Source organism: Azospirillum brasilense, assembly GCF_007827815.1.
GTDB classification, from domain to species: Bacteria; Pseudomonadota; Alphaproteobacteria; order Azospirillales; family Azospirillaceae; genus Azospirillum; species Azospirillum brasilense_C.
This window is the reverse complement of sequence record NZ_VITH01000013.1, coordinates 156,222-180,351: the sequence shown is the minus strand read 5'-3', so window position 1 is coordinate 180,351 and position 24,130 is coordinate 156,222. Positions and strand designations below refer to the sequence as shown.

General features: G+C 69.0%; 23 protein-coding genes, 1 pseudogene and 1 riboswitch. Of the genes and pseudogenes, 13 read left to right on the top strand and 11 right to left on the bottom strand.

Annotated features, from left to right (window positions below):
- Positions 1–598 precede the first annotated feature (598 nt).
- The gene (locus tag FBZ83_RS24280) at positions 599–1,939 is read left to right on the top strand and encodes a peptidoglycan DD-metalloendopeptidase family protein (protein ID WP_145689276.1); all 1,341 of its coding nucleotides are present in this window, start codon (positions 599–601) and stop codon (positions 1,937–1,939) included.
- 12 nt (positions 1,940–1,951) lie between these two features.
- Here FBZ83_RS24280 and FBZ83_RS31545 read toward each other — a convergent pair whose 3' ends face one another.
- The 5 genes and pseudogenes from FBZ83_RS31545 to FBZ83_RS24260 all read right to left on the bottom strand — a co-directional run bounded on the left by FBZ83_RS31545 (position 1,952) and on the right by FBZ83_RS24260 (position 7,268).
- A complete protein-coding gene (locus tag FBZ83_RS31545) occupies positions 1,952–2,125 on the bottom strand; it encodes a hypothetical protein (protein ID WP_186466180.1) in 174 nt (57 codons plus the stop codon).
- Between the two features lie 64 nt (positions 2,126–2,189).
- On the bottom strand, positions 2,190–3,176 hold the full coding sequence (locus FBZ83_RS24275) for a GNAT family N-acetyltransferase (RefSeq protein WP_145689275.1): 987 nt from the start codon (positions 3,174–3,176) through the stop codon (positions 2,190–2,192).
- A gap of 14 nt (positions 3,177–3,190) precedes the next feature.
- On the bottom strand, positions 3,191–4,051 hold the full coding sequence (gene motA, locus FBZ83_RS24270; protein WP_035682389.1) for a flagellar motor stator protein MotA: 861 nt from the start codon (positions 4,049–4,051) through the stop codon (positions 3,191–3,193).
- Between the two features lie 279 nt (positions 4,052–4,330).
- Positions 4,331–6,163: pseudogene (locus tag FBZ83_RS24265) on the bottom strand (phosphoenolpyruvate carboxykinase (GTP)); the annotation flags it as partial.
- Positions 6,164–6,488: 325 nt separating this feature from the next.
- Positions 6,489–7,268 carry a HugZ family protein gene (locus FBZ83_RS24260; protein WP_145689273.1) on the bottom strand — a complete coding sequence of 260 codons (780 nt, stop codon included), beginning with the start codon at positions 7,266–7,268 and terminating at the stop codon, positions 6,489–6,491.
- Between the two features lie 384 nt (positions 7,269–7,652).
- Here FBZ83_RS24260 and FBZ83_RS24250 point away from each other — a divergent pair, with 384 nt between their 5' ends.
- From FBZ83_RS24250 to ptsP, 8 genes are all read left to right on the top strand, one after another.
- The gene (locus FBZ83_RS24250) at positions 7,653–8,348 is read left to right on the top strand and encodes a response regulator transcription factor (RefSeq protein WP_145689272.1); all 696 of its coding nucleotides are present in this window, start codon (positions 7,653–7,655) and stop codon (positions 8,346–8,348) included.
- Entirely contained in the window at positions 8,320–10,077 is a 1,758-nt protein-coding gene (locus FBZ83_RS24245; RefSeq protein ID WP_145689271.1) for a stimulus-sensing domain-containing protein, read from the top strand. Before FBZ83_RS24250 ends, FBZ83_RS24245 begins: the two co-directional genes overlap by 29 nt.
- Positions 10,078–10,243: 166 nt before the next feature.
- Positions 10,244–10,693, top strand: coding sequence for a hypothetical protein (locus FBZ83_RS24240; protein ID WP_145689270.1), 450 nt, complete (start codon positions 10,244–10,246; stop codon positions 10,691–10,693).
- Between the two features lie 133 nt (positions 10,694–10,826).
- Positions 10,827–11,318, top strand: coding sequence for an HPr kinase/phosphorylase (locus tag FBZ83_RS24235; protein ID WP_145689268.1), 492 nt, complete (start codon positions 10,827–10,829; stop codon positions 11,316–11,318).
- Positions 11,315–12,238: an RNase adapter RapZ gene (rapZ, locus tag FBZ83_RS24230; protein WP_145689267.1), complete on the top strand. Its 924-nt coding sequence runs from the start codon at positions 11,315–11,317 to the stop codon at positions 12,236–12,238. Before FBZ83_RS24235 ends, rapZ begins: the two co-directional genes overlap by 4 nt.
- 113 nt (positions 12,239–12,351) lie before the next feature.
- Positions 12,352–12,753: a PTS sugar transporter subunit IIA gene (locus FBZ83_RS24225; protein ID WP_014199776.1), complete on the top strand. Its 402-nt coding sequence runs from the start codon at positions 12,352–12,354 to the stop codon at positions 12,751–12,753.
- Between the two features lie 4 nt (positions 12,754–12,757).
- The gene (locus tag FBZ83_RS24220) at positions 12,758–13,099 is read left to right on the top strand and encodes an HPr family phosphocarrier protein (RefSeq protein WP_145689266.1); all 342 of its coding nucleotides are present in this window, start codon (positions 12,758–12,760) and stop codon (positions 13,097–13,099) included.
- Positions 13,089–14,861 (top strand): phosphoenolpyruvate--protein phosphotransferase, encoded by a 1,773-nt coding sequence (gene ptsP / locus FBZ83_RS24215; RefSeq protein WP_145689265.1) that lies wholly within the window; start codon positions 13,089–13,091, stop codon positions 14,859–14,861. The genes FBZ83_RS24220 and ptsP overlap by 11 nt, the downstream gene beginning before the upstream one ends.
- A gap of 47 nt (positions 14,862–14,908) precedes the next feature.
- Here the strand turns inward: ptsP and FBZ83_RS24210 are convergent, their stop codons facing one another.
- The 4 genes from FBZ83_RS24210 to FBZ83_RS24195 all read right to left on the bottom strand — a co-directional run bounded on the left by FBZ83_RS24210 (position 14,909) and on the right by FBZ83_RS24195 (position 18,025).
- The gene (locus tag FBZ83_RS24210) at positions 14,909–15,811 is read right to left on the bottom strand and encodes an MBL fold metallo-hydrolase (RefSeq protein ID WP_186466179.1); all 903 of its coding nucleotides are present in this window, start codon (positions 15,809–15,811) and stop codon (positions 14,909–14,911) included.
- 15 nt (positions 15,812–15,826) lie between these two features.
- On the bottom strand, positions 15,827–16,426 hold the full coding sequence (locus FBZ83_RS24205) for an FMN-dependent NADH-azoreductase (RefSeq protein WP_145689264.1): 600 nt from the start codon (positions 16,424–16,426) through the stop codon (positions 15,827–15,829).
- Between the two features lie 116 nt (positions 16,427–16,542).
- Positions 16,543–17,364, bottom strand: a complete 822-nt coding sequence (locus FBZ83_RS24200) for an alpha/beta fold hydrolase (RefSeq protein WP_145689263.1) — start codon at positions 17,362–17,364, stop codon at positions 16,543–16,545.
- Between the two features lie 10 nt (positions 17,365–17,374).
- The gene (locus tag FBZ83_RS24195; RefSeq protein ID WP_145689262.1) at positions 17,375–18,025 is read right to left on the bottom strand and encodes a DsbA family protein; all 651 of its coding nucleotides are present in this window, start codon (positions 18,023–18,025) and stop codon (positions 17,375–17,377) included.
- Positions 18,026–18,143: 118 nt separating this feature from the next.
- Here FBZ83_RS24195 and FBZ83_RS24190 point away from each other — a divergent pair, with 118 nt between their 5' ends.
- From FBZ83_RS24190 to FBZ83_RS24180, 3 genes are all read left to right on the top strand, one after another.
- Complete coding sequence (locus tag FBZ83_RS24190; protein ID WP_145689261.1) at positions 18,144–19,070, top strand: LysR family transcriptional regulator; 927 nt, start codon at positions 18,144–18,146, stop codon at positions 19,068–19,070.
- A 179-nt stretch (positions 19,071–19,249) separates the two neighbouring features.
- Complete coding sequence (locus FBZ83_RS24185) at positions 19,250–19,978, top strand: hypothetical protein (protein WP_145689260.1); 729 nt, start codon at positions 19,250–19,252, stop codon at positions 19,976–19,978.
- Entirely contained in the window at positions 19,975–20,553 is a 579-nt protein-coding gene (locus FBZ83_RS24180; RefSeq protein WP_186466178.1) for a hypothetical protein, read from the top strand. Before FBZ83_RS24185 ends, FBZ83_RS24180 begins: the two co-directional genes overlap by 4 nt.
- Before the next feature lie 31 nt (positions 20,554–20,584).
- On the opposite strand, the gene FBZ83_RS24175 is transcribed toward FBZ83_RS24180, so the two are convergent.
- Positions 20,585–21,379, bottom strand: coding sequence for a hypothetical protein (locus tag FBZ83_RS24175; protein WP_145689259.1), 795 nt, complete (start codon positions 21,377–21,379; stop codon positions 20,585–20,587).
- A 196-nt stretch (positions 21,380–21,575) separates the two neighbouring features.
- Complete coding sequence (locus FBZ83_RS24170; RefSeq protein WP_348982518.1) at positions 21,576–22,616, bottom strand: TerC family protein; 1,041 nt, start codon at positions 22,614–22,616, stop codon at positions 21,576–21,578.
- 680 nt (positions 22,617–23,296) lie between these two features.
- On the opposite strand from FBZ83_RS24170, the gene FBZ83_RS24165 reads away from it, so the two are divergent.
- Entirely contained in the window at positions 23,297–23,752 is a 456-nt protein-coding gene (locus FBZ83_RS24165) for a hypothetical protein (RefSeq protein WP_145689257.1), read from the top strand.
- 54 nt (positions 23,753–23,806) lie between these two features.
- A riboswitch (cobalamin riboswitch) is annotated at positions 23,807–24,025 on the top strand.
- The last annotated feature ends 105 nt before the right edge of the window (positions 24,026–24,130 follow it).

Sequence of the window (24,130 nt, the reverse complement as noted above, 5' to 3'; positions counted from 1 at the left end):
GTCCGCGGCCAACGGTCAAAACCGCCGCCTGCGCATCCCTTCTCACAACACGGTATCAACGATATCCAAGATCCCGCGGCCCTCAGGAGAACCGCAACACCCCGCGCCCAACCCCTTCAAGGAGTGGGCCGCCAGGGCCGAAACCGATGAACCAGAAATCCGGAGACGAAGCAAACAGCGCCGAGTGCTTGGCGCCGTTTTGTGGATCGTCATCCGTTTTTTGATCCGTCGCTGCCGCGTTTGTCAGCGGCGCTGCGTCGGCGGAGCGGTTTATAAGCGCACCCCATCGAACGGCGCAAGCCCTTTTTGCATTTCCATGAAAAATTCTTCACGGAGCGACTTATCACCGTAGACCAAGCTGGAATCGGTGTATGTCCGTCCCTCCCCGGATCGAGCGTCCCGCCATGACGGTGCGCAGGGCCGGGGAAAGAGACGGTCCTGGCACGCACAACCAATTGACGCAGATACCCCTATCGGGTTGACAGTGACAAAAAGGGTGCGCATGGTCGCCTATAGAAAGTGGTAGCTCCTTGGGCGGCCGAACAGCCCGCCGCCACGACGGTCCGAAACGTGTGAGGAAGCAAATAGGAGGATGACGGTGCGTTCGAGGCTCGGTGGCCTTCCCACGCTCGCCCTGGTTGCCGCTGGTCTGGCAGGGCTCCTCTCCTACACGGTCGCACCGCCCGCCTATGCGGCGGGCGGGCGCACGGCCCCGCCGGAGCGGGTCGCCAAGGAACCTGCAAAAGAAGCCAGTGACGACGACGAGCGGTCCTCGTCCGCGCACCGTCACATCCTGTCCGTCGGACGCGGCGATACGCTGATGGACATGCTGACCGGGGCCGACGTCCCGGCGGACGAGGCGACCAACGCCATCGCGGCCCTGCGCAAGGTTTATGATCCACGCAAGCTGCAGGTCGGCCAGCAGGTCACCGTCCTGTTCGAGCCGCGCCGTGGTGGGACCAAGCGATTCGTCGGGCTGGAATTCCTTCCGGACGTGGTGCGTTCCGTCTCCGTCTCCCGCAAGGGCGACACCGCCTTCACGTCGAGCGAATCGGAGAAGGCGGTCACCCGCCAGCCGGTCGCCGCGCAGACGGTGATCCGGTCGAGCCTGTTCGAAGCGGGCAACGCCGCCGGCGTGCCGGTGTCGGTGATGATGGCGCTGATCCGCGACTATTCCTATGACGTGGACTTCCAGCGCGACCTCCAGCCGGGCGACCAGTTCGAGGTTCTGTATGAGCGGCTGGTCACCGCCGACGGCAAGAACGCCGGCGAAGGCGACGTTCTCTACGCAGCGCTGGTGCTGAGCGGCAAGGAGTACCCGATCTACCGGCACAAGAGCCGGGACGGCCGCATCGACTACTACAACCGCGACGGCGAGAGCATCCGCCGCGCCCTGCTGCGCACGCCGATCGACGGCGCGCGGATCACCTCGGGCTTCGGCATGCGCCACCACCCGATCCTCGGCTTCAGCAAGATGCACAAGGGCATGGATTTCGGTGCACCGACCGGCACACCGATCTACGCCGCGGGCGGCGGCGTGGTCGAGGAGGTCGGACCGAACGGCGCCTACGGAAACTACATCCGCATCCGCCACAACACCCAGATTGCCACGGCCTACGCCCATCTGAGCCGGATCGCCAAGAGCACGCGCCGCGGCGCCCGCGTCGACCAGGGCGACGTCATCGGTTATGTCGGTACCACCGGCCGGTCCACCGGGCCGCACCTGCATTACGAGGTGCTGAAGGGCGGCCAGCAGATCAACCCGAAGAGCATCGACCTGCCGACCGGCGACAAGCTGGAGGGCCGCGAGTTGCAGGCCTTCGAACAGACGGTGCGGTCGCTGGAGAAGACCTTCGAGCAGGCGCGCAGCGGCCTCCAGCTCGCCCGCACGCCGGGCCCGCACGAGGACAAGGGCTGCACCAAGGCGACGACCTGCTGAGGCGTCGCCTTCCTACTCCTGGTGAAGAAAGCGGCGGATGGCGCTGGCGAGGATCTGGACGCCCCTTTCCTCGTCATCCGCCATCTTGCGCAGCCGGTCGCGCATGGCCTGAACCTGCGGCTTCATCTGGGCCGCCTTGGCGATGGCCAGTTGCGCCTCTTCCGGTTTCATGTCGTTGTCGGCCATGGCCTGCTCCTTCTGCTCGCAACCAGGATGAGACAGTCGGCGCCGTCTTTCAACGGTCCGCTCACTAACGAAACAGGCCGGCGCTCTCCACAGCGTGGCCGCCGGTCCCCAGCTTGAACTCCGTGACGCCCGGCGCGCTGTCCGGATTGATGCCGCCGAGGTCGAGCCAGCCCACGCCGCGCGCCTTCAGCGCCAGAGCCGCCCGCCACAGCACCAGCCGCATCGCGCCGCTCTTGCGCCCCGACTCGCTGGACCAGCCGATCTGGTAGGTGGCCGAGCCGCCATGGATGTAGAAGAGCGCGCTCGCCGCCGGGCCGGCCTTGCCGGACCGGTCCTCCAGCGCGGCGGCCATCAGCACCCCGTCGCCCTTCCCTCCGCCCTTCAGCAGCCCGTTGCGGATGCGCACAGCCAGCGCGCCGGTCATCGGACGGAACTGCTTGCTCTGGGCCTGCTCATGCTCCTGCTTCATCAGCCAGGGAAGGTTCTTGGCCTCCCAGTCGAGGTCGATGACCAGACCGGCCTTCTCCGCCCCCTTCAGCCGCTGGCGCCAGTCGCGGGCCATCGCCGCCCGCAACTCGTCCTCGCCGCGCGACAGGTCGAGCCAGACCGTGCGGTAGCCGGGGCCGAAGCGGCGGAAACCGCAGCGTTGCAGCATCGCCTCGGCCTCCGGGCCGGCGGCCAGTTCGGGAAGCAGGCTGGCGCGGTTCAGCGGGTTGTCGGGGCAGGCCCGGCGCAGCAGACGGAAGACCGCCTCCTGGGTCGCCATGTCGGGCTCCACCCCGTCGAGCCACAGCGGGCCACGATGGATCTGGCGCTGATGGAACAGGCGCAGCGTCCGCCGCTCCAGAAGCTGCACGATCCCGATGGGCGCGCCGTCGCGCCGGATCAGGCCGAGCCGCGGCACGAAGCCGTGGGTGCGCCCCATGGCCCCGGCGTAGGCGAAGCATTGCGGCAGGGTGGAGCGGGGAACGCGGGCGAAGAGCGCGCCCCACTCCCCCACCGTTCCCTCGTTCCACAGGATGGTGACGGCGTCTTCGGTGGAGGTCGGCATCGGCGGGTCCGGCCTCAGGCGGGCGGCAGGGCCGAGGTGGCCTCTTCCAACTGGGCGAAGCTCGGCCGGTATTCGGGCTCCAGCACGTTTCGCGAGTATTCCACCGAAATGGCCGGGGCGTAGCCGGACAGGTGCGCGATCAGGCCGATCTTCATCGCCTGATAGTATTTCCCTTCGGCGTGGTAGATGTTCTTCAGGCCGCTGGCGATCGGCGCCAGGAAGCCGTAGGCGACGAGAATGCCGGTGAAGGTGCCGACCAGCGCGCCGCCGATCAGCTTGCCCAGGACTTCCGGCGGCTCGGTGATCGATCCCATGGTGTGAATCACGCCCAGCACCGCCGCCACGATGCCCAGCGCCGGCACGGCGTCGGCCACCGCCTGGATGGCGTCGGCGATCCGCTGGTGCTCGTGGTGCATGGTCTCGATGTCCTCGTCCATCAGGTCGACCAGCTCGTGCGGGTTGTCGGCCCCCAACGACATCAGACGCAGATAGGTGCAGAGGAAGGATATGGCGTGGTGGTCGCCGTAGAATTTCGGGAACTGCTGGAAGAGTGGTGAGTCCTCTGGTTTCTCGATGTGTTGTTCAAGGGCGAGCAGCCCTTTGGTCTTCGCGATCTTGAAGACCTGATACATCATGGTGAGAAGTTCGAGGAAGTCATCCTTCTTGTATTTTGGCCCTTTGAAAAGGTGGCCGAGTTCCTTGCCGGTGTGGGTGACCACCGCTTTTGGGTTGCCGATCAGGAACGCGCCGGCGGCGGAGCCGAGGATGATCATGAACTCGAAGGGCATCCACAGCACGCCCAGGTGACCGCCGCCCAGGACGTAGCCCCCGAAGACGCTGAACACCACGACGCCGAAGCCGATCATCACGAACATGTCTTCCGTCCTCCAGCGTCATTTTCCGTGCCTTGGCCGGTCCGCGTCGCGGAGCGTCGGCCAGGCGGGCGTGCTTGCGTTCTGCCGGCCCAGTGACGCAGCAATCCCTTGAGTTTTTGTAAATCCCCCGGCGTCGGACGCGATCCTAGCCGTGACAAAGGGTCGTGTCACGAAAGGAGTACCCGAAAAGCGGCCCGCTGCGGCGCCCTACGCAAAAGAAAAGGGGCCGCCCGCGGGCGGCCCCTCTTTACGCGCTCCGACAATTGGGCGAAGGCCCGCTCAGCCGATCCGCCAAGTGTCCGGAGCCTCCTCCAGACGCTTGAGGAGCGCCACGCGCTGCTGCTCGATCTCGTCCGGCAGATGGCTGCCGAAGCGGTTGAACAGTTCCTCCTGGTCCTTGGCCTCGGCCTCGGCCTCCTTCCGGTCGATGTCCATGATCTTCCGGAACTTGTCCTCGGCGAAATCGAGACCGGCCCAGTTCAGGTCCTGGTAGCGCGGCATGTAGCCGAACGGGCTCTCCGCCGCATCGACCGCACGGCCGCGGACGCGGTCGACGATCCAGCGCAGGACGCGCATATTGTCGCCGAAGCCCGGCCAGACGAACTTGCCGTTCTCGTCCTTGCGGAACCAGTTGACGCGGTAGATGCGCGGCAGGTTCTCCACCTTGCCTTCCATCGCCAGCCAATGGTTCCAGTAGTCGGCCATGTTGTAGCCGCAGAAGGGCAGCATGGCGAAGGGGTCGCGGCGGATGGCGGCCTGGCCGACGGCGGCGGCGGTCGCCTCCGAGCCCATGGTCGCCGCCCAGTAGACGCCCTCGCGCCAGTTGTAGGCCTCGAAGACCAGCGGGAAGGTCTTGGACAGGCGGCCCCCGAAGATGAAGGCGGAGATCGGAACGCCCGCCGGGTCCTCCCAGGCCGGATCGATCGACGGGCACTGCGCCGCCGGAGCGGTGAAGCGTGAGTTCGGGTGCGCCGCGGGGCGGCCCGACGCCGGGGTCCAGTCGTTGCCCTGCCAGTCGATCAGGTGGGCCGGCGTCTCGTCGGTCAGGCCCTCCCACCACACGTCGCCGTCGTCGGTCAGCGCGACGTTGGTGAAGATGACGTTGGAGTTCAGCGTCTTCAGGGCGTTCGGGTTCGACTTGATGCTGGTGCCCGGCGCCACGCCGAAGAAGCCGGCCTCCGGGTTGATGGCGCGCAGGGTGCCGTCCGGCTGCGGCTTCACCCAGGCGATGTCGTCACCGATGGTGCGGACCTTCCAGCCCTCGAACTGGGCCGGCGGCACCAGCATGGCGAAGTTGGTCTTGCCGCAGGCCGACGGGAAGGCGGCGGCGACGTAGGTCTTCTCGCCCTCCGGGCTCTCCACGCCGAGGATCAGCATGTGCTCGGCCAGCCAGCCCTGCTCGCGGCCCATCGAGGAGGCGATGCGCAGCGCGAAGCACTTCTTGCCGAGCAGGGCGTTGCCGCCGTAGCCCGAACCGAAGGAGACGATCGAGTGATCGGCCGGGAAATGGACGATGTACTTGTGATCGGCGTTGCACGGCCACGCCACGTCCGGCTGGCCGGGCTCCAGCGGCGCGCCGATGGAGTGCAGGCAACGCACGAAGTCGCCGTCGCCCAGGATGTCCAGCACCTTCTGGCCCATGCGGGTCATCATGCGCATGTTCACCGCGACGTACGGGCTGTCGGAGATCTGCACGCCGATGTGCGCGATGTCGGAGCCCAGCGGTCCCATGCTGAAGGGCACCACATACATGGTGCGGCCCCGCATGCAGCCCTCGAACAGGCCGTCCAGCTTCGCCCTCATCTCCGCCGGGGCGACCCAGTTGTTGGTCGGGCCGGCATCCTCCTTGCGCTCGGAGCAGATGAAGGTCCGGTCCTCGACGCGGGCGACGTCGCCCGGATCGGAACGGCAGAGGTAGGAGTTCGGGCGCTTGGCCTCGTTCAGCTTGATGAAGGTGCCCGATTCCACCATCTCGGCGCACAGGCGGTCGTATTCCTCCTGCGATCCGTCACACCAGTGCACCCGCTCGGGCTTGCACTTGTTCGCGATCTCCTCGACCCAGGCCAGGAGCTTCTTGTTCCGCGTGCGCGTTGTTCCGGTCATCCTTTGCCTCTCAACTCGTCTCCGGGTTCGCCGCCCCTGGTATCGGGGGCCGGCGCCCGGAGGTCTGGACGGCTGGCCTTTTCGGCCCTTATCGAAGCCGTCCTTGTTCGGTGGCGGTGTCGTTCCGCCGGCTCAAACCACCGCAGCCCGGCCTGCAGGCCGGACGGCGGTCATCCCGACGCGCCCCCCGGGCGCGCCCGATGTCCTGATTGGCAAGAGAGGGGTGGCCCCAGGGCCACAAACCCAAAACGGCAACGGGTCGGTCCGTTATGGTCCACTGACGTTTTCTCCTGGTTGCGCTCTTTTTTGCGCGCCGCTTGCCGCGGCGTCGTGGTTAGCCGTCACGATCGTCCGAATCCACCGGGTCATCCGCCACGCCGGGTGCGCTGCCGGGCGCATTCTGGCGGGCCTGCCGGGCGAGCCCGGCGAGAGTGACCCTAGCGTCTTCGGGGTTTTCCACGCTGTGATCGAAATCAACCCGCGCCATTTCGCCGCTGCGGCGCAGGTCGCAGCCGTCGGGGTCGATGCCGGTCATCGCCCAGGGCTCGGCGCCCTCGGCGGAACGCCCGGCCAGAACCGTGACGTAGAGCCGCAAGGCGTCGGCGTGGTCGGCGTTCATGTGGGCCAGGATGGCGCCCTCGGCCTCGGCCAGCGCCGCGGGGACGCCGGGCAGCAGCAGGTCGGCGCGGTCGAGCCACCGCACCCGGCCGAAGCCGGCCACCAGATGGGCACGCTCCACCGCCACGGCGTAGACGCTGAAATCGGTGAAACCGGCGTAGAGCGCCGCCCCGGGATGGCGTGCCAGGAAGCGCGCGCGGTGGCGCGGCTCCTCCGAACGCTCGGCCCGCCCGAGCACGGACAGGCGCGGCCCGGACAGCGGCTCCGCCAGCCCCGCCGTTCCGTCGAACAGCAAGCCGACGCGCGGATCACGCGCGATGTTCTTCGTGTGGTCGGCGAGCGTGGAGAGCAGGAGAAGGGGCGTGCCGTCGAGGTCGAAGGCCACCTGGACCAGCGAGGGATAGGGCCAGTCGCCCCGGTCTGCGGACCGGCCGTCCTGCTGGGCGTCATCCGCGCGGAACGCGGTGGACAGCGCCGCGAGCCCGGCACCACGCATCAGGCGCCTTGCGGCACCTCCCGTTCGGCCGCCAACGTCCGATGACGCCGCGGCGCCCGGCCCCGACGGGGTCGGACGGATGGGGGACTCGTCGGAACTCATGCCCTGAAACGAATGCGTTCTCCCGCGCAGCACCGTTTCCCCGGCGCCGCATTGGTGCCATATTGGCCCAGACAAATAGGTTGGGAAAAGCGAAAAGTTGGCTTTTCATGCCTTTGCGCCGCCTATAGGTCGTCGTGGAGCATTCGGAAAGCCCGCATTTCGAAATAAGACGAAACCATTCTTCCGTAGTAAGCGACATCAACGGCCCGGCCATCCGCTTCAGTTGGCCGCCGGCACAGGCCGTCGCCGAAAACGGGGCGTGTGATTGGGAACGCGAACGACATGTCTCACACCGTAGCGTTGGTGGATGACGACCGGAACATCCTGACCTCCGTTGCCATGGCGCTGGAAGCGGAGGGCTTCGAGGTGCGCACCTACACCGACGGCGCCGAGGCGCTGCGCGGCCTGACCCAGCGCCCGCCCGACCTCGCCGTGCTCGACATCAAGATGCCGCGCATGGACGGGATGGAGCTGCTGCAGCGCCTGCGCCAGACGAGCCATCTGCCGGTCATCTTCCTGACCAGCAAGGACGACGAGGTCGACGAGCTGATGGGTCTGCGCATGGGCGCGGACGACTACATCAAGAAGCCCTTCTCGCAGCGCCTGCTCGTCGAGCGCATCCGCACCCTGCTGCGGCGCGAGGCGGCGACCCGCGACAAGAGCGCGCCGGAACCCGGCGTGCTGCTGACCCGCGGCCCGCTGGTCATGGACGGCGCCCGCCATTCCTGCACCTGGAAGGGCCAGCCGATCGACCTGACGGTGACCGAGTTCCTTCTGGTGAAGGCGCTGGCCCAGCGCCCCGGCCATGTGAAGAGCCGCGACCAGCTCATGGACGCCGCCTACGGCGAGAACGTCTATGTCGACGACCGCACCATCGACAGCCACATCAAGCGGCTCCGCAAGAAGTTCAAGGCCATTGATTCCGACTTTGCGCAGATCGAAACGCTCTATGGCGTCGGTTACCGATACAGGGAGTGAGGTCCGCGCGCCGGACCACGCCCCCTCCCCGCCCGTCAAGCCCGGCGCCGCCCCGCGCGCCGCGTCCCGGCGCCGGGTGCGCGGCGTGCCGTCGCCGCTGACCCTGCGGATTCTCGCCGTCAACGTGCTGGCGCTGCTGCTGCTGGTCGGCGCCCTGCTCTATCTCGGCCGCTACCAGGACCGGCTGGTCCAGGCGGAGCTGGACGCGCTGGAGACGGAGGCGCGCATCTTCGCCTCGGCGCTTGGCGAGGGCGCCGTGCAGCGCGCCGCCGACGAGCCGGAGGCGGGCCAGGAGAGCTACGAGCTGTCGCCGGAGTTGGGGCGCCAGATGATCCGCCGGCTGGCCCTGGCGACGGAGACTCACACCCGGCTCTACGGCCCGGACGGGCGCCTTCTCTCGGACAGCCGCGTGCTGACCGGCTCGCCCGGCAAGATCGAGATCCAGGAGCTGCCGCTGCCGCCCTCCGGCGACCCGGCGTCGCGCGCGGTCAACGAGTTCTACGCCCGCTTCATCGACGTGGTGCCGAGCCGGGAGAACCTGCCGCTCTACCGCGAGCCGCCGGGCCACGCCGCCGAATCGGCGGCCCCGCCGCCCAACGTGGAGCGCGCGCTGGCCGGTGAGAACAGCGCGACCGTGTGGCGGCTGGCCTCGCCCGTCGCCCGCTCCAACCTGCTGCTGACGGTCGCCGTCCCGGTCCAACGCTACAAGGAGGTGCTGGGGGCGGTGCTGCTGTCGCGCAGCGGCACGGTGATCGACGAGGCGATCCGGTCGGTGCGCACCGACATCCTGCGCGTCTTCGCGGTGGCGCTTCTGGTCACGGTCCTGCTGTCGCTCTATCTGGCCGGCACCATCGCCCGGCCGATCCGCAAGCTGGCCCAGGCCGCCGACCGGCTGCGCACCGGCCATGGCCGCCACACCGAGATTCCCGACTTCACCCGCCGCGGCGACGAGATCGGGGAGCTGTCCGGCGTGCTGCGCGACATGACGGCGGCGCTGTGGGCGCGCATGGACGCCATCGAGCGCTTCGCCGCCGACGTCGCCCACGAGATCAAGAACCCGCTGACCTCGCTGCGCAGCGCGGTCGAGACGGTCAGCCGCATCCAGGACCCGGCCCGCCGCGACAAGCTGATGGCGATCATCGCCGACGACGTGCAGCGGCTGGATCGGCTGATCAGCGACATCTCCAACGCCTCGCGCCTGGACGCCGAGCTGTCGCGCGCCGCGCTGGAACCGGTGGACATCGGCGCGATGCTGCGCACGCTCGCCGACATCCACCACACCACCGCGGAGGACGAGGAAGACGAGGATGGGGTGGAGGCCGCGCCGGGCGTCGTCATCGAGCCGCCGCCCGGCGGGTCCCTGACCGTGAAGGGACTGGAGGGGCGGTTGACCCAGGTCTTCCAGAACCTGATCGCCAACGCCCTGTCCTTCTCGCCGCCCGGCGGGCAGGTCCGGCTGGCGTCGCGGCGCACCCCGGACGGCGCGGTGGAGGTGACGGTCAGCGACGACGGCCCCGGCATTCCGGAGGGCAAGGAGGAGGCGATCTTCGAGCGCTTCTACACCGAGCGGCCGGCCGGCGAGAAGTTCGGCACCCATTCGGGGCTCGGCCTGTCGATCTCCAAGCAGATCGTCGAGGCCCACGGCGGCACCATCCGGGCGGCCAACCGGCTGGGGCCCGGCGGGGAGACGATCGGCGCCGTCTTCACCGTGCGTCTGCCGCGCCCCTGACGGAGGCGCGGGAGAGATTTCCACATGGTGGATGCGGCATAGTTGCAATTTGAGAAAAGACGTATGGACAAAGTCGTGGGTGCGGCGGATGCTCAATTCCGGTCATTCCCGCGCCTGCGACGGCTGGCCTTTCGACAACCGGACGTCACCAACCGGAAGAGGGGCCATGCAAGACGCCACGTCGGACGCCACGTCGGACGCTAAGCCCGACCTCAAGCCGATCGCCCCCCGCCCGATCGGCGAGCCCGCCGCGGCGTCGGCCCGGGTGATCGATTTCCGCCGGTACCGGCTGGCCCGCCTGATCAACGACGCCAGCGTCCAACAGGGCGAACTGGCCCGGATGATGCGGGCGTCGGCCAACGAGCGGACGCAGCTCGCGCAGGCGCTCCAGGGCGCCCAGAGGCATCTGGCGACCATCGCCGACAGCTACAGCCATCTTCTGACCCGGCTGGCCCGCGAGAAGGATTTCCGCACCGCCTGCCAGGAGGCCGCCGAGCTGAACGACCTGGACGAGATGATCCGGCGCCGCGACGCGCTGGCCAGCGAGCTGCTGGACATCCGCCGCACCGGCAGCCCCCGCCTGGGCCTGATCTCGGGCTGCGACCGGCCGGGCTGAAACGGGGAACCGGGCGCCGGCCGGCGGGCCATGGCGGTTGCGCCAGCGCATTGGAGGCGGATCGGGCGGGAAAAGGATGCATTTTCGGCATCCCATTGACAGAACCGGCGGCACGCCTCACCTTCGCGGGATCATGGCAACGATTCACGGCACCTGCGTCCTGGTCGGCCCATGGAGGGACGGCCATGGAAACGGCGGCAACCGGGGCGGAACGCCCGTCGGCGTGCTGCTGCGGGGTCCGTCGGGCAGCGGCAAATCCGATCTCGCCCTACGGATGATCGACGCAGGGGGGCTGTTGGTGGCCGACGACCGGGTGGAGCTGCGCGTGGACGATGGCAGGGTGATGGCGACGGCGCCGGCGGCGCTGGCCGGACTGCTGGAGGTGCGGGGGGTCGGTATCCTGCCGATGCCCACCGCCGCGGAGGCGGAGATCGCTCTGGTCGTCGATCTGGTGCCGCGCGGCGCCGTGGAGCGCCTGCCCCACGAAGAGACCACCGCCCTGCTCGACCGGACCGTGCCGCGCCTCGCCCTCTGCCCCTTCGACGCCTCGGCGCCGGCCAAGCTGACACTGGCCGCCGCCGCCGCGCGGGCCGGCTCGCTGGGAAAGGTGCCCAACCTGCCATGACCGATCGCCATTCCTTTCAGGACCAGCCGATGGAGCGGCCCGGGGGACAGGGCGGGCAGCTCGTGCTCGTCACCGGCATGTCCGGCGCCGGCATGTCCGTCGCGCTGAAGGCGCTGGAGGACCTCGGCTACGAGGCGGTGGACAACCTGCGCCTCTCGCTGGTCCCGGCGCTGCTGGAACAGGCCGACCCGCGCCGGCGCCCGCTGGCCCTGGTCATCGACAGCCGCACCCGCGACTTCTCCGCCCACGCCATGCTGGAGGAGGTCGAGGCGCTGAAGGCCCATGAGGAGCTGGACGTGCGGCTGGTCTTCCTCGACTGCGGGGACGAGACGCTGCAGCGCCGCTTCACCGAGACGCGCCGCCGCCACCCGCTGGCCATCGACCGCCCGGTGCCCGACGGCATCCAGCTCGAACGCACCATGCTGCTGCCGCTGAAGCAGCAGGCCGACGTGACCATCGACACCACGCAGCTGTCCATCCACGACCTGCGCCGCATCCTGGCCGGCAACTTCCAGATCGGGACCCAGGCGGCGCTGCAGGTCTTCGTCACCTCCTTCTCGTTCCGGATGGGGTTGCCTCGCGAGGCGGACCTCGTGTTCGACGTACGCTTCCTGACGAATCCCCATTATGATCCGGATCTGCGACCGCTGACCGGCCTGGACCCCCGTGTGGCGGCGCGGGTGGAGGGAGACCCGGATTTCGCCGAATTCTTCCGTCATCTGACGGACCTGTTGCAGCCGCTCCTGCCGCGCTACAACCAGGAGGGCAAGAGCTACCTGACCATCGCGGTCGGCTGCACCGGCGGCAAGCACCGCTCGGTGTTCGTCGCCGAACGGCTGGCGGCGTGGCTGGACGGGCTGGGGTTGAAGGTCGGGATCAGCCACCGGGAGTTGGAACGGCAGGCCCCGCGGGCCGGCTGACAGCCGAAGGTTGGGGCCCGGGGGGAGTTGGAGCGATCCGGATAAGGGATCGTTCATAAGTACCGCCATAAGAATGTGGCTTCGGGGGAGGCTCCAGAATTGAAGGATGTCCCATGATCGGTATGGTTCTGGTAACCCACGGGCGCCTCGCGGAAGAGTTCATCGCCGCGCTGGAGCATGTGGTGGGTGAGCAGCAGCAGGTGCGGGCCGTGTGCATCGGCCCAGACGACGACATGGAGCAGCGCCGTCAGGACATCTTGAACTCCGTGGCCGACGTGGACGACGGGTCCGGCGTCGTCGTGCTGACCGACATGTTCGGCGGGACCCCGTCCAACCTCGCCATCTCCATCATGGACAAGGCGAAGGTCGAGGTGATCGCCGGCGTGAACCTGCCGATGCTGATCAAGCTGGCCAGCGTGCGCCGCCAGGAGACGCTGACCCACGCCGTGACCGCCGCGCGGGAGGCCGGTCAGAAATACATCAACGTCGCTTCCTCGCTGCTGTCGGACGGGTGACCCGATGAGTTCTCCAGACGAGAAGGCGCCCGCGCAAGGCGCCCCCGACGGCGACGGGCCGACCCCGGAGAGGAATCCCGAGATCTGCCAGACCGTCACGATCAGCAACCAGCGCGGCCTGCACGCCCGCGCGGCGGCGAAGTTCGTGAAGCTGGTCGCCACCTTCGACTGCGAGATCGAGGTGCGGCGCGGCGAGACGCAGGTGTCGGGCGAGTCCATCATGGGCCTGATGATGCTGGCCGCCGGCCCCGGCACCTCGGTGGAGCTGTACGCCTATGGCCGCGAGGCCGAGGAGGCCATGGCGGCGCTCGTGGATCTGATCACCCGCAAGTTCGATGAAGACTGACGTTCCGGCCGCCGGCCAGGGACGGTCGTTGCGCGGGCTGGGCGTTTCGCCCGGCATTGCCATCGGCCCGGCCCACGTGGTGGAGAGCGGCGCCGTCCGCGTTCCCGAATACACGCTCGCCGCCGATCAGGTGGAGGCCGAGGCCGCGCGCTTCGCCGACGCCTGCGGCAAGGCACGCCGCCAGATCCGCAAGCTGAAGGCCAAAGCGCTGACGCTGCCCGGCTCGGCGTCGGAGGAGATCGGCTTCCTTCTCGACGCCCATCTGGCGATGGTCACCAACTCCCGCCTGACGCGCGGCGTCGAGCGCCGCATCCAGCAGGAGCTGGTCAACGCCGAGGCCGCGGTCCAGGCGGAGATCGCCACCATCGCCCAGACCTTCGCGGGCATGGAGGACAGCTACCTCGCCGGGCGGATCGCCGACGTGCGCGAGGTCGGGCGGCGGCTGATCCGCAACCTGATGCGCCACGAGTATCAGGCCTTCTCGATGCTCAACCCCGGCGCGGTGATCCTGGCCGAGGAGCTGACCCCGGCGGACACCGCCCTGCTCGACCCGCGCCGCGTCGCCGGCTTCGCCACCGTGCTCGGCGGCGCCGAGGGGCACACGGCGATCATGGCGCGCTCGCTGGGGATTCCGGCGGTGCTCGGCGTCGGCGGGCTGCTGGCCGGGCTGAAGAACGGGATCACGGTCATCGTGGACGGGGTGCAGGGGCGCGTCATCATCGACCCCGCCCCCGAGGTGCTGGAGGACTACCGGCAGCGCCGCGCCGAGCGCGAGCGCGAGCGCGAGCAGCTGAAGGGCCTGCGCAAGCTGCCCGCCATCACCCGCGACAACACCGCGGTGACCCTCCAGGCCAATCTGGAGCTGCCGCGCGACCTCGACCACGCGCTGGAGAACGGGGCGCAGGGCATCGGGCTGCTGCGCACCGAGTTCCTGTTCATGAACCGCGACCAGCTGCCGGACGAGGACGAGCAATACACCGTCCTGCGCTCCATCATCGAGGGCATGGGCGGGCGCACCGTCACCGCCCGCACGATGGATGTCGGCGGCGAGAAGCTGGCCGGTTGGATGGCCGGGCGCTACGGCGAGCCGGCGAACCCGGCGCTCGGCCTGCGCGCCGTCCGGCTGGGCCTGCGCGAGCCGAAGCTGCTGGAGACGCAGCTCGCCGCCATGCTGCGGGCCGGCGTCCACGGGCCGCTGCGCATCCTGCTGCCGATGATCTGCTCGGTCGCCGAGGTGCAGCGCGTGCGCGAGATGATGGGCCAGGTGGCCCGCCGCCTGCGCCGCCGCGGCGTTCCCATCGCCGACCCGCTGCCGCCGGTGGGCGTGATGGTGGAGGTGCCGGGCGCGGCCCTGTCCGCCGACGCGCTGGCCTACGCCGCCGACTTCTTCTCCATCGGCACCAACGACCTGACCCAGTACACGCTGGCCATCGACCGCGGCGACGAGCAGGTCGCCTCGCTCTACGACCCGCTGCACCCGGCGGTGCTGCGCCTGATCCAGTTCACCATCGAGGCGGCGCTGCGCGCCCGCATCCCGGTGTCGATCTGCGGCGAGATCGCCGGCGATTCGCGCTACACGGCGCTGCTGCTGGGTCTGGGCGTGCGCGACCTGTCAATGGTGCCGCCGGCCATCCCCCTGGTGAAGCGGCGCATCCGCAAGCTCGACCTCCAGGAGGCCACCCGCCGCGCCCGGGTCATCATGGACCAGAGCGACAGCGGGCGCATCGCCGCCCTGCTGGACGACTTCAACGCCGTGGGCTGAGATGGCGGCCGAGGCGGCCGGCCGTCGCGGCCGCCGCCTCGGACCCGTCACCCCCAACTCATCTCGCCCTTGGCGACCTTGGCCCCGATGTCGAGCGCCACGCCCATGCCGAGGCCGGGGAAGCGCGCCTCCATGGCCGCCTTCAGCGCCGCGGAATCGGCGGCCTTGGGCACTTCCTCCTCGAAGGCGAGCAGATACCGCTTGGTGAAGGCGATGCCGGAGGCGTCGGTGGCGGCGTCCGGCGCCATATGGCCGGGAACCACGATCGCCGGCTGCCGCGCCGCCATCCGGTCGAGGTTGGCGATCCAGGCCGCGCGGCTTTCCACCGTCGGCGTGTCGGCGGTCCAGACATGAACGCCGGAGAACACCAGCACCCCGCCAACCGCCGCGCTCAACGACGGCACCCACAGGTAGCGGCGGTTGGCCAGCCCGTCGGCGGTGACGATCTCGACGTTCCGGCCATCCACTGTCAGCGTCGGGCCGTCGAACACATCCGGCAGGACGATGTCGGCCAGCGCCTGCGGCCCGTTCTCCTTCAGCCGCGGCCCCCAGACCTCCAGCTTCTTGGCGACGTTGCCCTTGATCGCCGCGACGGTCGCCGAGGCGGCGATCACCTTGCTGTCGGGGAAAGCCTCGCGCAGCGGCTTCAGGCTGAAGTAATAGTCGGGGTCGGACTGGCTGATGTAGATGGCGGTCAGCCGCTTTCCGCTCGCCCGGACGGCCTCGACCATGGCCCGCCCGTCCGCATAGGTGAAGCCGCCGTCGATCAGCAGCGCCTCCGACGGGCCGGTGAGGAGCAGGGGCGCCCGGAAGAAGCCGTTCGGCCCCGCCGGAAAATGTTTCCAATTCAGCGCGGTGTCGCCGGCCGCGGCCGCGGAGCCGCTGCGGGCGGCGAACGTGGCCGCGCCGAGCGCCAGGGTGGCCGTCATGAAGGTCCGTCTGGTCAGCATGGTACGTCCCCGCCGTCAGGCCACGAGTTGAGCGATTTGCGCGTCCGCGTCGCGAAAGGCCTTGTCCACCATGTCCGGCCCGCGCGACATGCCCTCGGCGTAGACGAACCGGACGTCGGTGATGCCGATGAAGGCGAACACCTGCGTCAGGTACTGGACCGGAATGTCCGCCGGCGTGCCGCGGTAGACACCGCCGCGCGTCAACGCGATGTGGACCGTCTTGCCGCTGACCAGCCCGACCGGACCAACCTCGGTGTAGCGGAACGTGACGCCGGGCCTGACAATGGCGTCAATCCAGTTCTTCAGATGCGCGGAAATGTTGAAGTTGTACATCGGGGCACCGATCACGATGACGTCGGCGGCCAGAAACTGCCGAATCAGCGCATCGTCCTGGGCGGCACGCGCGGCCTGCTCGGGGGTGCGCACGTCCGGCGCCGCCATCCGGGCGGCCACGGCGACGTCGTCGAGCGCGGCGACCGGCTCCCTGGCCAAGTCCAGGACATCCAGCGTCGCGCCGGGGTACCGCCCGGCCAGGCGGGCGGCGAGGCTGTCGGCGATGCGGGTCGAGGCCGCCCCGGTGCTGCGGGCGCTGGAATTGATCTGGAGAATCTTCATGGCAAAACCCCTGTGCGGTGATGAACGGGCAAGCAGGCCCCCGGGCGGCGGCCATCGGCACGCCGCGGGCGAAGGCGCTGCGGGAAACGGAAGAGAGTGGATGGCGTGGTGACCCGTCAGGTCGAGGCGGCGGCCTCGATCAGCGAAACCACGGCGTCGGGATGCGCGATCGGCACCATGTGGCTTGAGGCGACCTCGACGAGCCGGGCCCCCACCCGGGCCCCCATGCGGGTCGCCATGAAGCGCTGCAGGTCCGGCGCCAGCGCCCGATCATCGGACGTCAGCAGATACCAGGACGGCGTGTCCCGCCAAGCCGCGGCCTTGCACGTCTCGGTGAAGGACGCCATGGCGATCGGCCGCTGCGTCGCCGCCAGCACCCCGACGCGTTCCGGAGCGACATCCCCCGCCAAGCCCGGCCCGTAGCCCGCCGGGTCGAACCAGAGCAGGCCATCCGCGTCCGGCCTGGCGCCCCGTATGCCGGGGGACTCCGGTCCGTGCCTCTGCAGGTCGGCGACCGACTCGCCGGCGTCGGGGGCCAGCGCGGCGATGTAGACGAGACCATGGACCTTTTCCGCGGCCCCCGCCCCGCCGATCACCGCCCCGCCCCAGCTGTGCCCGACCAGGACGACCGGACCGTCCTGGCGGTCGAGCGCGCGCCGCGTGGCGGCCACGTCGTCGGCGAGCGACGTCAGCGGAAGCTGGACCGCGGTGACGGTGAAGCCCTTGGCCTGAAGTCGGACGATCACGCCGCTCCAGACATTGCCGTCGGTAAAGGCGCCGTGAACCAGCACGATGTTGCGGATGGTCATGGGGGTCGTGTCCGTCGATCCGGTTCGCGCCTGCGCCGTGCCGGACGGCGAGTCGCCGACGGACAGCGCCAGCGCTCCGGCAAGCACCGCCCGGCGGCATGGTCTGGCAACGGCGGAAGGCTTGGTCATGCCGCAGCGCTTAGACACCGCGCCGGGCCCGCCCCGGCTCGATGGCTTCGAAGAGGTTCGCCGGGGTGCCGAACAGGGCGTCCGACCGGATGGGGCGCCATGTCTGCCCACCCCCGGCCAGCAGCGCGGGCACGCCGCGCAGCCCGAATCGCTGCATCTCGACGGCGGCCGCCGCGATCCGCGCGCGGCAGGCCTCGGCCAACGCGGCGTCCTGCCCGGCGAGCAGGGCGGCCGCTTCCCGCAGCCCTTCGGCAACCAGGACGGCGCCCACCGCCTCGATGACGGAGGTGTCGACGCCATCGACATAGCGGGCACGCTGGATGGCCTTGAGCGCGTCGATCTCGCGCCGCGGCTCGGTCAGCCGCACGGCGGTCAGCGCCAGCGTGGACGGACCGGAGTCGAACCGCGCGGCGCCGGTCAGCACGCGGGCTCGGTAGGCCTCGGTGAAGGGAAGGCCGGTCAGCGCGGCGATCCGCTGGTCGTTGGCCCAGGCGTAGGCGGCGAAGCCGGGGTCCATGGCCCGTGCGCCGTCGCCGGCGAACAGGCCGGTCGGCATCAGGGTCAGGTCGATGCCGGGATCGGCGCGCAGCCGATCGAGCATCGGCGCGGCGCCGTAGCACCAGCCGCAGAGCGGATCGAACAGATAGCGGACCTCGACCATCGCAACCCTCCGGAATCAGCGTCGGCCTCTGTTGTACAAAACCCCTATTGATCGGAAAACAGCGACAGACGATAAGAACTGTGCGCTTTTTGCTGACAATCGGAGCCGGGGCCCGCGCATGGCCGAACCCATCAACCTGAACCGGCTGGCCTACTTCGCCGCCGTCGTGGACACGGGGTCCTTCACCCGCGCCGCCGAACGGCTGGGCGTGAGCAAGACCGTGGTGAGCCAGCAGGTGGCCCGTCTCGAAGCGGACGTCGGCGTGAGCCTGCTGACGCGGACCACCCGCAGCGTGCAGCTGACCGAGGCCGGCCAGGGCTTGCACGCCCGCTGTCTGGCGATCCTGCGGGAAGCCGACGAGGCCTTCGCCGAACTGTCCGACGCGGCTCAGGAACCGCTCGGGACCCTGCGCGTCACCGCGCCGAACGACTTCGGTTCCTTCATCCTGGCGCCGGTGGCCGCCGCCTTCACCCGCCGCCATCCGAAATGCCGCGTCGATCTGGTGATCACCGACGCGAAGCTCGACCTGATCGGGCAGCGGTTCGATCTGGCCATCCGCGTCGGCTGGCTCGACGATTCCAGCGCGCTGGCCCGCCGCCTCGGCACCTTCCGGCAGATCGCCGTCGCCCATCCCGCCGTTGCGGAGCAGCGCCCGGTCGCGGTCCCCGACGACCTCCCGTCCTGGCCGTTCATCGCCAACCTGTCGCTCAAGGACCCCGGCCTGTGGACCTTCCGGCGCGGCGCGGAGGAGCGGACCTTGCGGGTCCAGCCGATCCTGAGCGTCAACGCCACGCCGGCGGCGCTCGCCGCGGTGCAGGCCGGCGGCGGCTTCGCCGTCCTGCCCGAATTCCTGGTGGCGGAGGAGATCGCGGCGGGCCGGCTGGTTCCGCTTCTGCCGGACTGGAGCCTGCCGTCCGGCGGCATTCACGCCGTGTATCCGGCCACCCGCTTCCGCCCGCTGAAGGTCAGGGCCTTCGTCGACATGCTGCGCGACACGCGGAACTGGCCGACGCGCCTGCGCTGGGACGCCCAGCCGCAGCCCTGATGCGCAATCCAGAGCGAAACCCGCCCCAATCGAACGATCGCACCGGTTGTTGACAACTCCGCATTGTGGAATACTGGCACGCCCATCCGTTGAGGCGTGACGTCCGGCGGACAGACCAGAACTGGCGGGCCCCCGTCTTCAGAAACCTGGGTCTTCAGGAACACGGAAAGGCATGCAGGATGCGCTCTGGACAACGGAACGGCGGCGGTGCGCCTGAGGCCGCCTTCGATCTGAACATGGCCTTCGATCGGCGCGACACGCTGTTCACCCGGGCCGCGGAACACATGTCCGACATGGTCGCCAACCCGCCGAGCGGCCCCCACGCCTTCGACCTGCTGAACGGCGGCCTGCGCGAGTTGTCGAGCCTGATGATCCGGCAGTTGCCCCTGACCACGGCCCGCGAGGCGCGCCTTGCCCACACCCTCTGCCAGGAGGGGATCGTCGAAGACACGAAGGCCCTGGCCCTCGGCGAGGGCGTGGCCCTGTTCCTCGACCGGCTCCAGGCCGCCGCCGATCACGCGGGCATCGGGCCGGCCGCGGACCGCGGTCCGGAGTCGGACGTCCTGACGGCGGCGCCCGCGCAAAGCCTGGACGGGGTTCTCGCCACGCTGCGGGCGTGCCGCGCCGCGATGGTGGACGGGGAGACCGGCGCGGAGCGGCTGGCCCCGCTTCTGGACGAGGCCGTGGCGGCCGTGGAGTGCCTGGCGCTGCGGGACGCCGTCGCCCGCTTCGACCACGCGGCCGACGCCTTCGAGGCCGCGATGCCGAAGGCCCTGCCGACCAAGCCGACCGACCGCATGCTGGCCGCCGGAGCCAAGGCGGGGAGCGTCGCCCTGGACGCGGCGCGGCGGATCTATCAGGCTATGGCGTCGGAGTTTCTGGCACCGAGGAAAGGGGTCGGGAAGTGACGGTCGCTTTGCCCATCACGACGCCGTCGACGGGGTTTCTCAAGGATCGCATCGCCAAGCCGCTTGCCCGGGGACTGGTGACGATCCTGCGCGGCCGCCGCGGCGACCGGCCGCCCGAACCGGCGGAAACCCGCGTCGACATCCACCGCCAGCCCCTGCGCACGGCGCTGGACTGGCATCTGGAGATGATCGCCCTGTGGAAGCGGCATCCCACCTTCGGGCCGGGGCTGCACGACGACCTGAAAGGCACGGGCCTGCTGTCCCGTTGCGTCATCCTGACGGCGCAGGACGGCGGACCGCTGTGCTTCCGCTACATCGGAAATCCGACCCGCCGGGTCTTCGGCGACCGCTGGGCCGACCAGAACATCGGCAAGCCCCATCTCGAGGACGTGCACAGCGCCTACGCCCGGGCCATCGATGCGCAATACCGGGAAGCGGTGGAAGGCGGGGAGCCGGTGTACAACCATCTGGTGATCACCGGGCTTCCCCGCCCGCCGGTCAATTACCGGCACCTCCTCTTCGGCTGGTCGCTGGGCCAGCGCCGGCAGGCCCTGCTGGCGCTGATCGATTCCTGACGCGGATCGACCGCCCCATCACGCCGTCCGATTACGCCGCCTGGGCGAGGTCCGCGGCGATCTGCGCCAGATCGCCGAGGAACTGCGCGCGGCTGAAGCGCACGAGATGCATCGGCAGCGTCTTCAGGCCGATCTGGTTGTAAGTGATGGCCGGCTCCTGGTCGATGTGGCGCGGCCCCATCTTGCGCTCCGCCCACACCGGGACGATGTCCGGGTCGACGACCGAGATGAACCAGGTCGGCGACCACAGCAGCCACGCCGCCAGCTTGTTCACCCGCTGGCAAATCGGGAACAGGCCGCGGCCCTGGAAGTCGGGCCGCGTCCACCCCGCGTTCGTCCACACCACCTGACCGCGCGTGCTGTTGGCGGTGTCGGAGGTGCAGGTGCACCATTCGCCGGCCGGCGCCTGGGTGGCCGGGTCGTCGTAGAACACCGTCATGGCGTTGAAGCGGTCACCGATGGATTGCGCGCTGCAATCGTAGAGCAGCCCGGCCTGGGCGGTGACCACGTCGCCGGAGGCGGCCGTCCCGCCGATCCAGAAGGCGTTGGCCGGAGTCAGGGAGCGGCAGGCCGGATGGGCCGCGGGAAGCATCGGCTCCCAGGAGCCCGCGGCCACCGCGGCCTCGTTGACGCGCACCAGCGCCGGCATGTCGAACACGACGGAAAGCGCGACCCCGCGGCCAGCCGCCAGACCGACGAGCTCGTCGCGGGCGGCCTGGAGCAGGCCGGACAGGGGCCCCGACGGGATGGGGAGAGCCGACAGGGCGATGGAGGTCCGCTGCGTGCCGATCAACTGGGTGCCGGTCAATTGCGTGCTGATAAACATGGATGTCTCTTCCGTGGGTTGGAAAGGATTGGCGTCTGCCGCCAAGCGGGGCGCGATCCGCCCCGCACATCCACATCATCGTCTCCGCGAAACGAGTATTACTACTTTTGCGAATGCCCCTGTCCGGCACCGCGCGGCGCGCCCGATCCACCGGATCGGACGCGCCGTCCTGTCCCTCAGCTTCCGAGCAAGCCGCTCACTGGCCCTTGCCGTCCGAGGACACCGCGGCCGCCTCGCCGGAGGAGGCCGGCGTGGAACCACCGGCCCCCTTCGCCGGGCTGCCGGGCACCCACCAGCGGCGGGCCTCGCCGTCCGCACCGTCCGGCGCCCCATCCGTCGCCGCATCGGCGCGGGTCTTCAGCATTGAGAAGACGATGGAGCCGCCGACCAGGAAGGCCGTGATGCCCAGCGCCACCGCCGTCGGCATCTTGTAGATGTCGATCATCAGCATCTTGGCGCCGACCACCACCAGAACCAGCGACAGGCCGTATTTCAGGTAATGGAAGCGGTGGATGACCGAGGCCAGCGCGAAGTAGAGGGCGCGCAGGCCGAGGATGGCGAAAACGTTGGAGGTCCAGACGATGAACGGGTCGGTGGTCACCGAGAAGACCGCCGGAATGGAGTCCACGGCGAAGACCAGATCGGTGAACTCGATCAGGATCAGCACGAGGAACAGCGGCGTCATCATCCGCACGCCGTCGCGCATCACGAAGAACTTCTGCCCCTCGTACCCGTCGGTCATGCGGAAGCGGGAGCGCATGAACTTGACGATCCGGTTGTTCTCCATGTCCGGCTCGTCGTCCACCGACATCAGCATCTTGATGCCGCTGAAGATCAGGAAGGCGCCGAAGATGTAGATGATCCAGTGGAATTCCTGGATCAGCGCCGTGCCCGCGACGATCAGCACGCCGCGCATCACCAGCGCGCCCAGGATGCCCCAGAACAGCACCCGGTGCTGGTACTGCGGCGGCACCGCGAAATGGGTGAAGATCAGCGCGATCACGAAGATGTTGTCGACGCTCAGGCTGTATTCGATCAGGTAGCCGGTCAGGAACTCCAGCCCCTTCTGCGACCCTTGGAAATGAAAGACGCCAGCCGCGAAAATCATCGCCAGCGTGGAATAGGCCGCGCAGCGCATCAACGCCTCGCGGCCGGAGATCACATGGGATTTCTTGGAAAATACACCAAGATCAAAGGCCAAAAGCACGCCAACGAAGACGGCGAAGCCGGCCCACATTAAGACAATCTGGTCCATGGAACTGTCCCTTGCTTCATGCACTCCGCTCCCGCAAGCGGAGACGTCGATCGTCACATGAGCAGTCCGACATCACCGGTGCGCCACGGCGGGACGCATCGGCCAGAGGGGCCCGGACTGGAATCGCGGCCGCAAGGTCTGCGGCCGACGGAAAAGCGCGCGCAACGGCTCGGCCGAGGCGCGTCAGGACACCCGCCTCCATCGTTTGCCGTGGAGGCGTGGTGGTTGGTCAGGATGTTGGTTCGCTGCGGTCCATGCCGATGTCTCCCAAAGGCCCGTCGGGGACCGTCGTCCGGCGGTGGACCTTGTGGGGGAGCGGGACCCAGGGGGAAGAACAGGGCCAGCTTCCGCAAGGCCGCGCCAAGGCGACGGCTCTATGGGAAGTCCGACATCACAGCGCCGGGCGACGCTGCCAGAGGGGCCCGGACCTCACCCGTCATGTAGTCAGGCCCCCTCCCGGCGACAAGAGGGGGGAACGGCGTTTGCGGACCGCGATCGGTGCGATGGCCACAAGCAACGACACCATCCACCTGATCGCCCATGGGTTGTCGGTTTTCCCGCCGGATGCCGGCTTTGCGAATTCCACATCGCCCATGGATGATTCCGCACCGGTGGGTTGTTTGTAGCGATTGACGGTAATTCACGGCAGGACACCCACAACGATGCGGCGCTCCATTTTGCTCGGCTGCCTGCTGGCGGCCGGATTGGCCGGTTGCGGCCCGCGTTTCGAGACGGTCGCAAGCTATTTTCCACCGGTCAGCGAGGCGGGAAAGCTCTGTGTCGCCCAGTGCAAGCAGGCACAGACGATCTGCCAATCCGCAAAGGAGTTGGCCGTTCAGACCTGCCGGGCCGAGGCGACGACCCGCGCCCAGGGCGAGTATCAGTCCTATCTCCGGTCTCTGCCCAAGGATGCGGACAAGAAGAAGATCAGGACGTTCAGCGACTTCGACCGGAGCCCCAGCTGCTACAGCGAGCTCACCTGCTCCGCCGACTACGACGATTGTTACAAATCCTGCGGCGGCCGGATCGAGGCGCAAACCTATTGCGTCGGCAATTGCAAGGAAATGGTGCCGCCCATGCCGGATGGGTCCGCGGTCGGGCCGAGAACCACGCTCTGACACCGGTCGGGCGAGGACGGGCGGATTGCGGCTTGACCGGAGCCGTTCCGCCCGCGTAGCTTCGCACCCGACGGTTGCCCGAAAGGGCTGAAAATGGGAACACGGTGCGGACCCCGCGGCGAAACGCCGTGCAAGGGTCCAACGCCGAGGCTGCCCCCGCAACTGTAAGCGGCGAGTCGTCCATCGGAATGCCACTGGGATCGCGATCCTGGGAAGGCGATGGGCCGACGATAACCCGCGAGCCAGGAGACCTGCCGTCAGTCGTGGTCACACGCGAACACGTTCGGGCGGGGTGCACCGAAGGTCGTCGAACCGGAACTCCGTTCGCGGAGCGTCCGGTGGGACTTCGTTCGCGGTGACGTGCCACCGGCGTCCCGC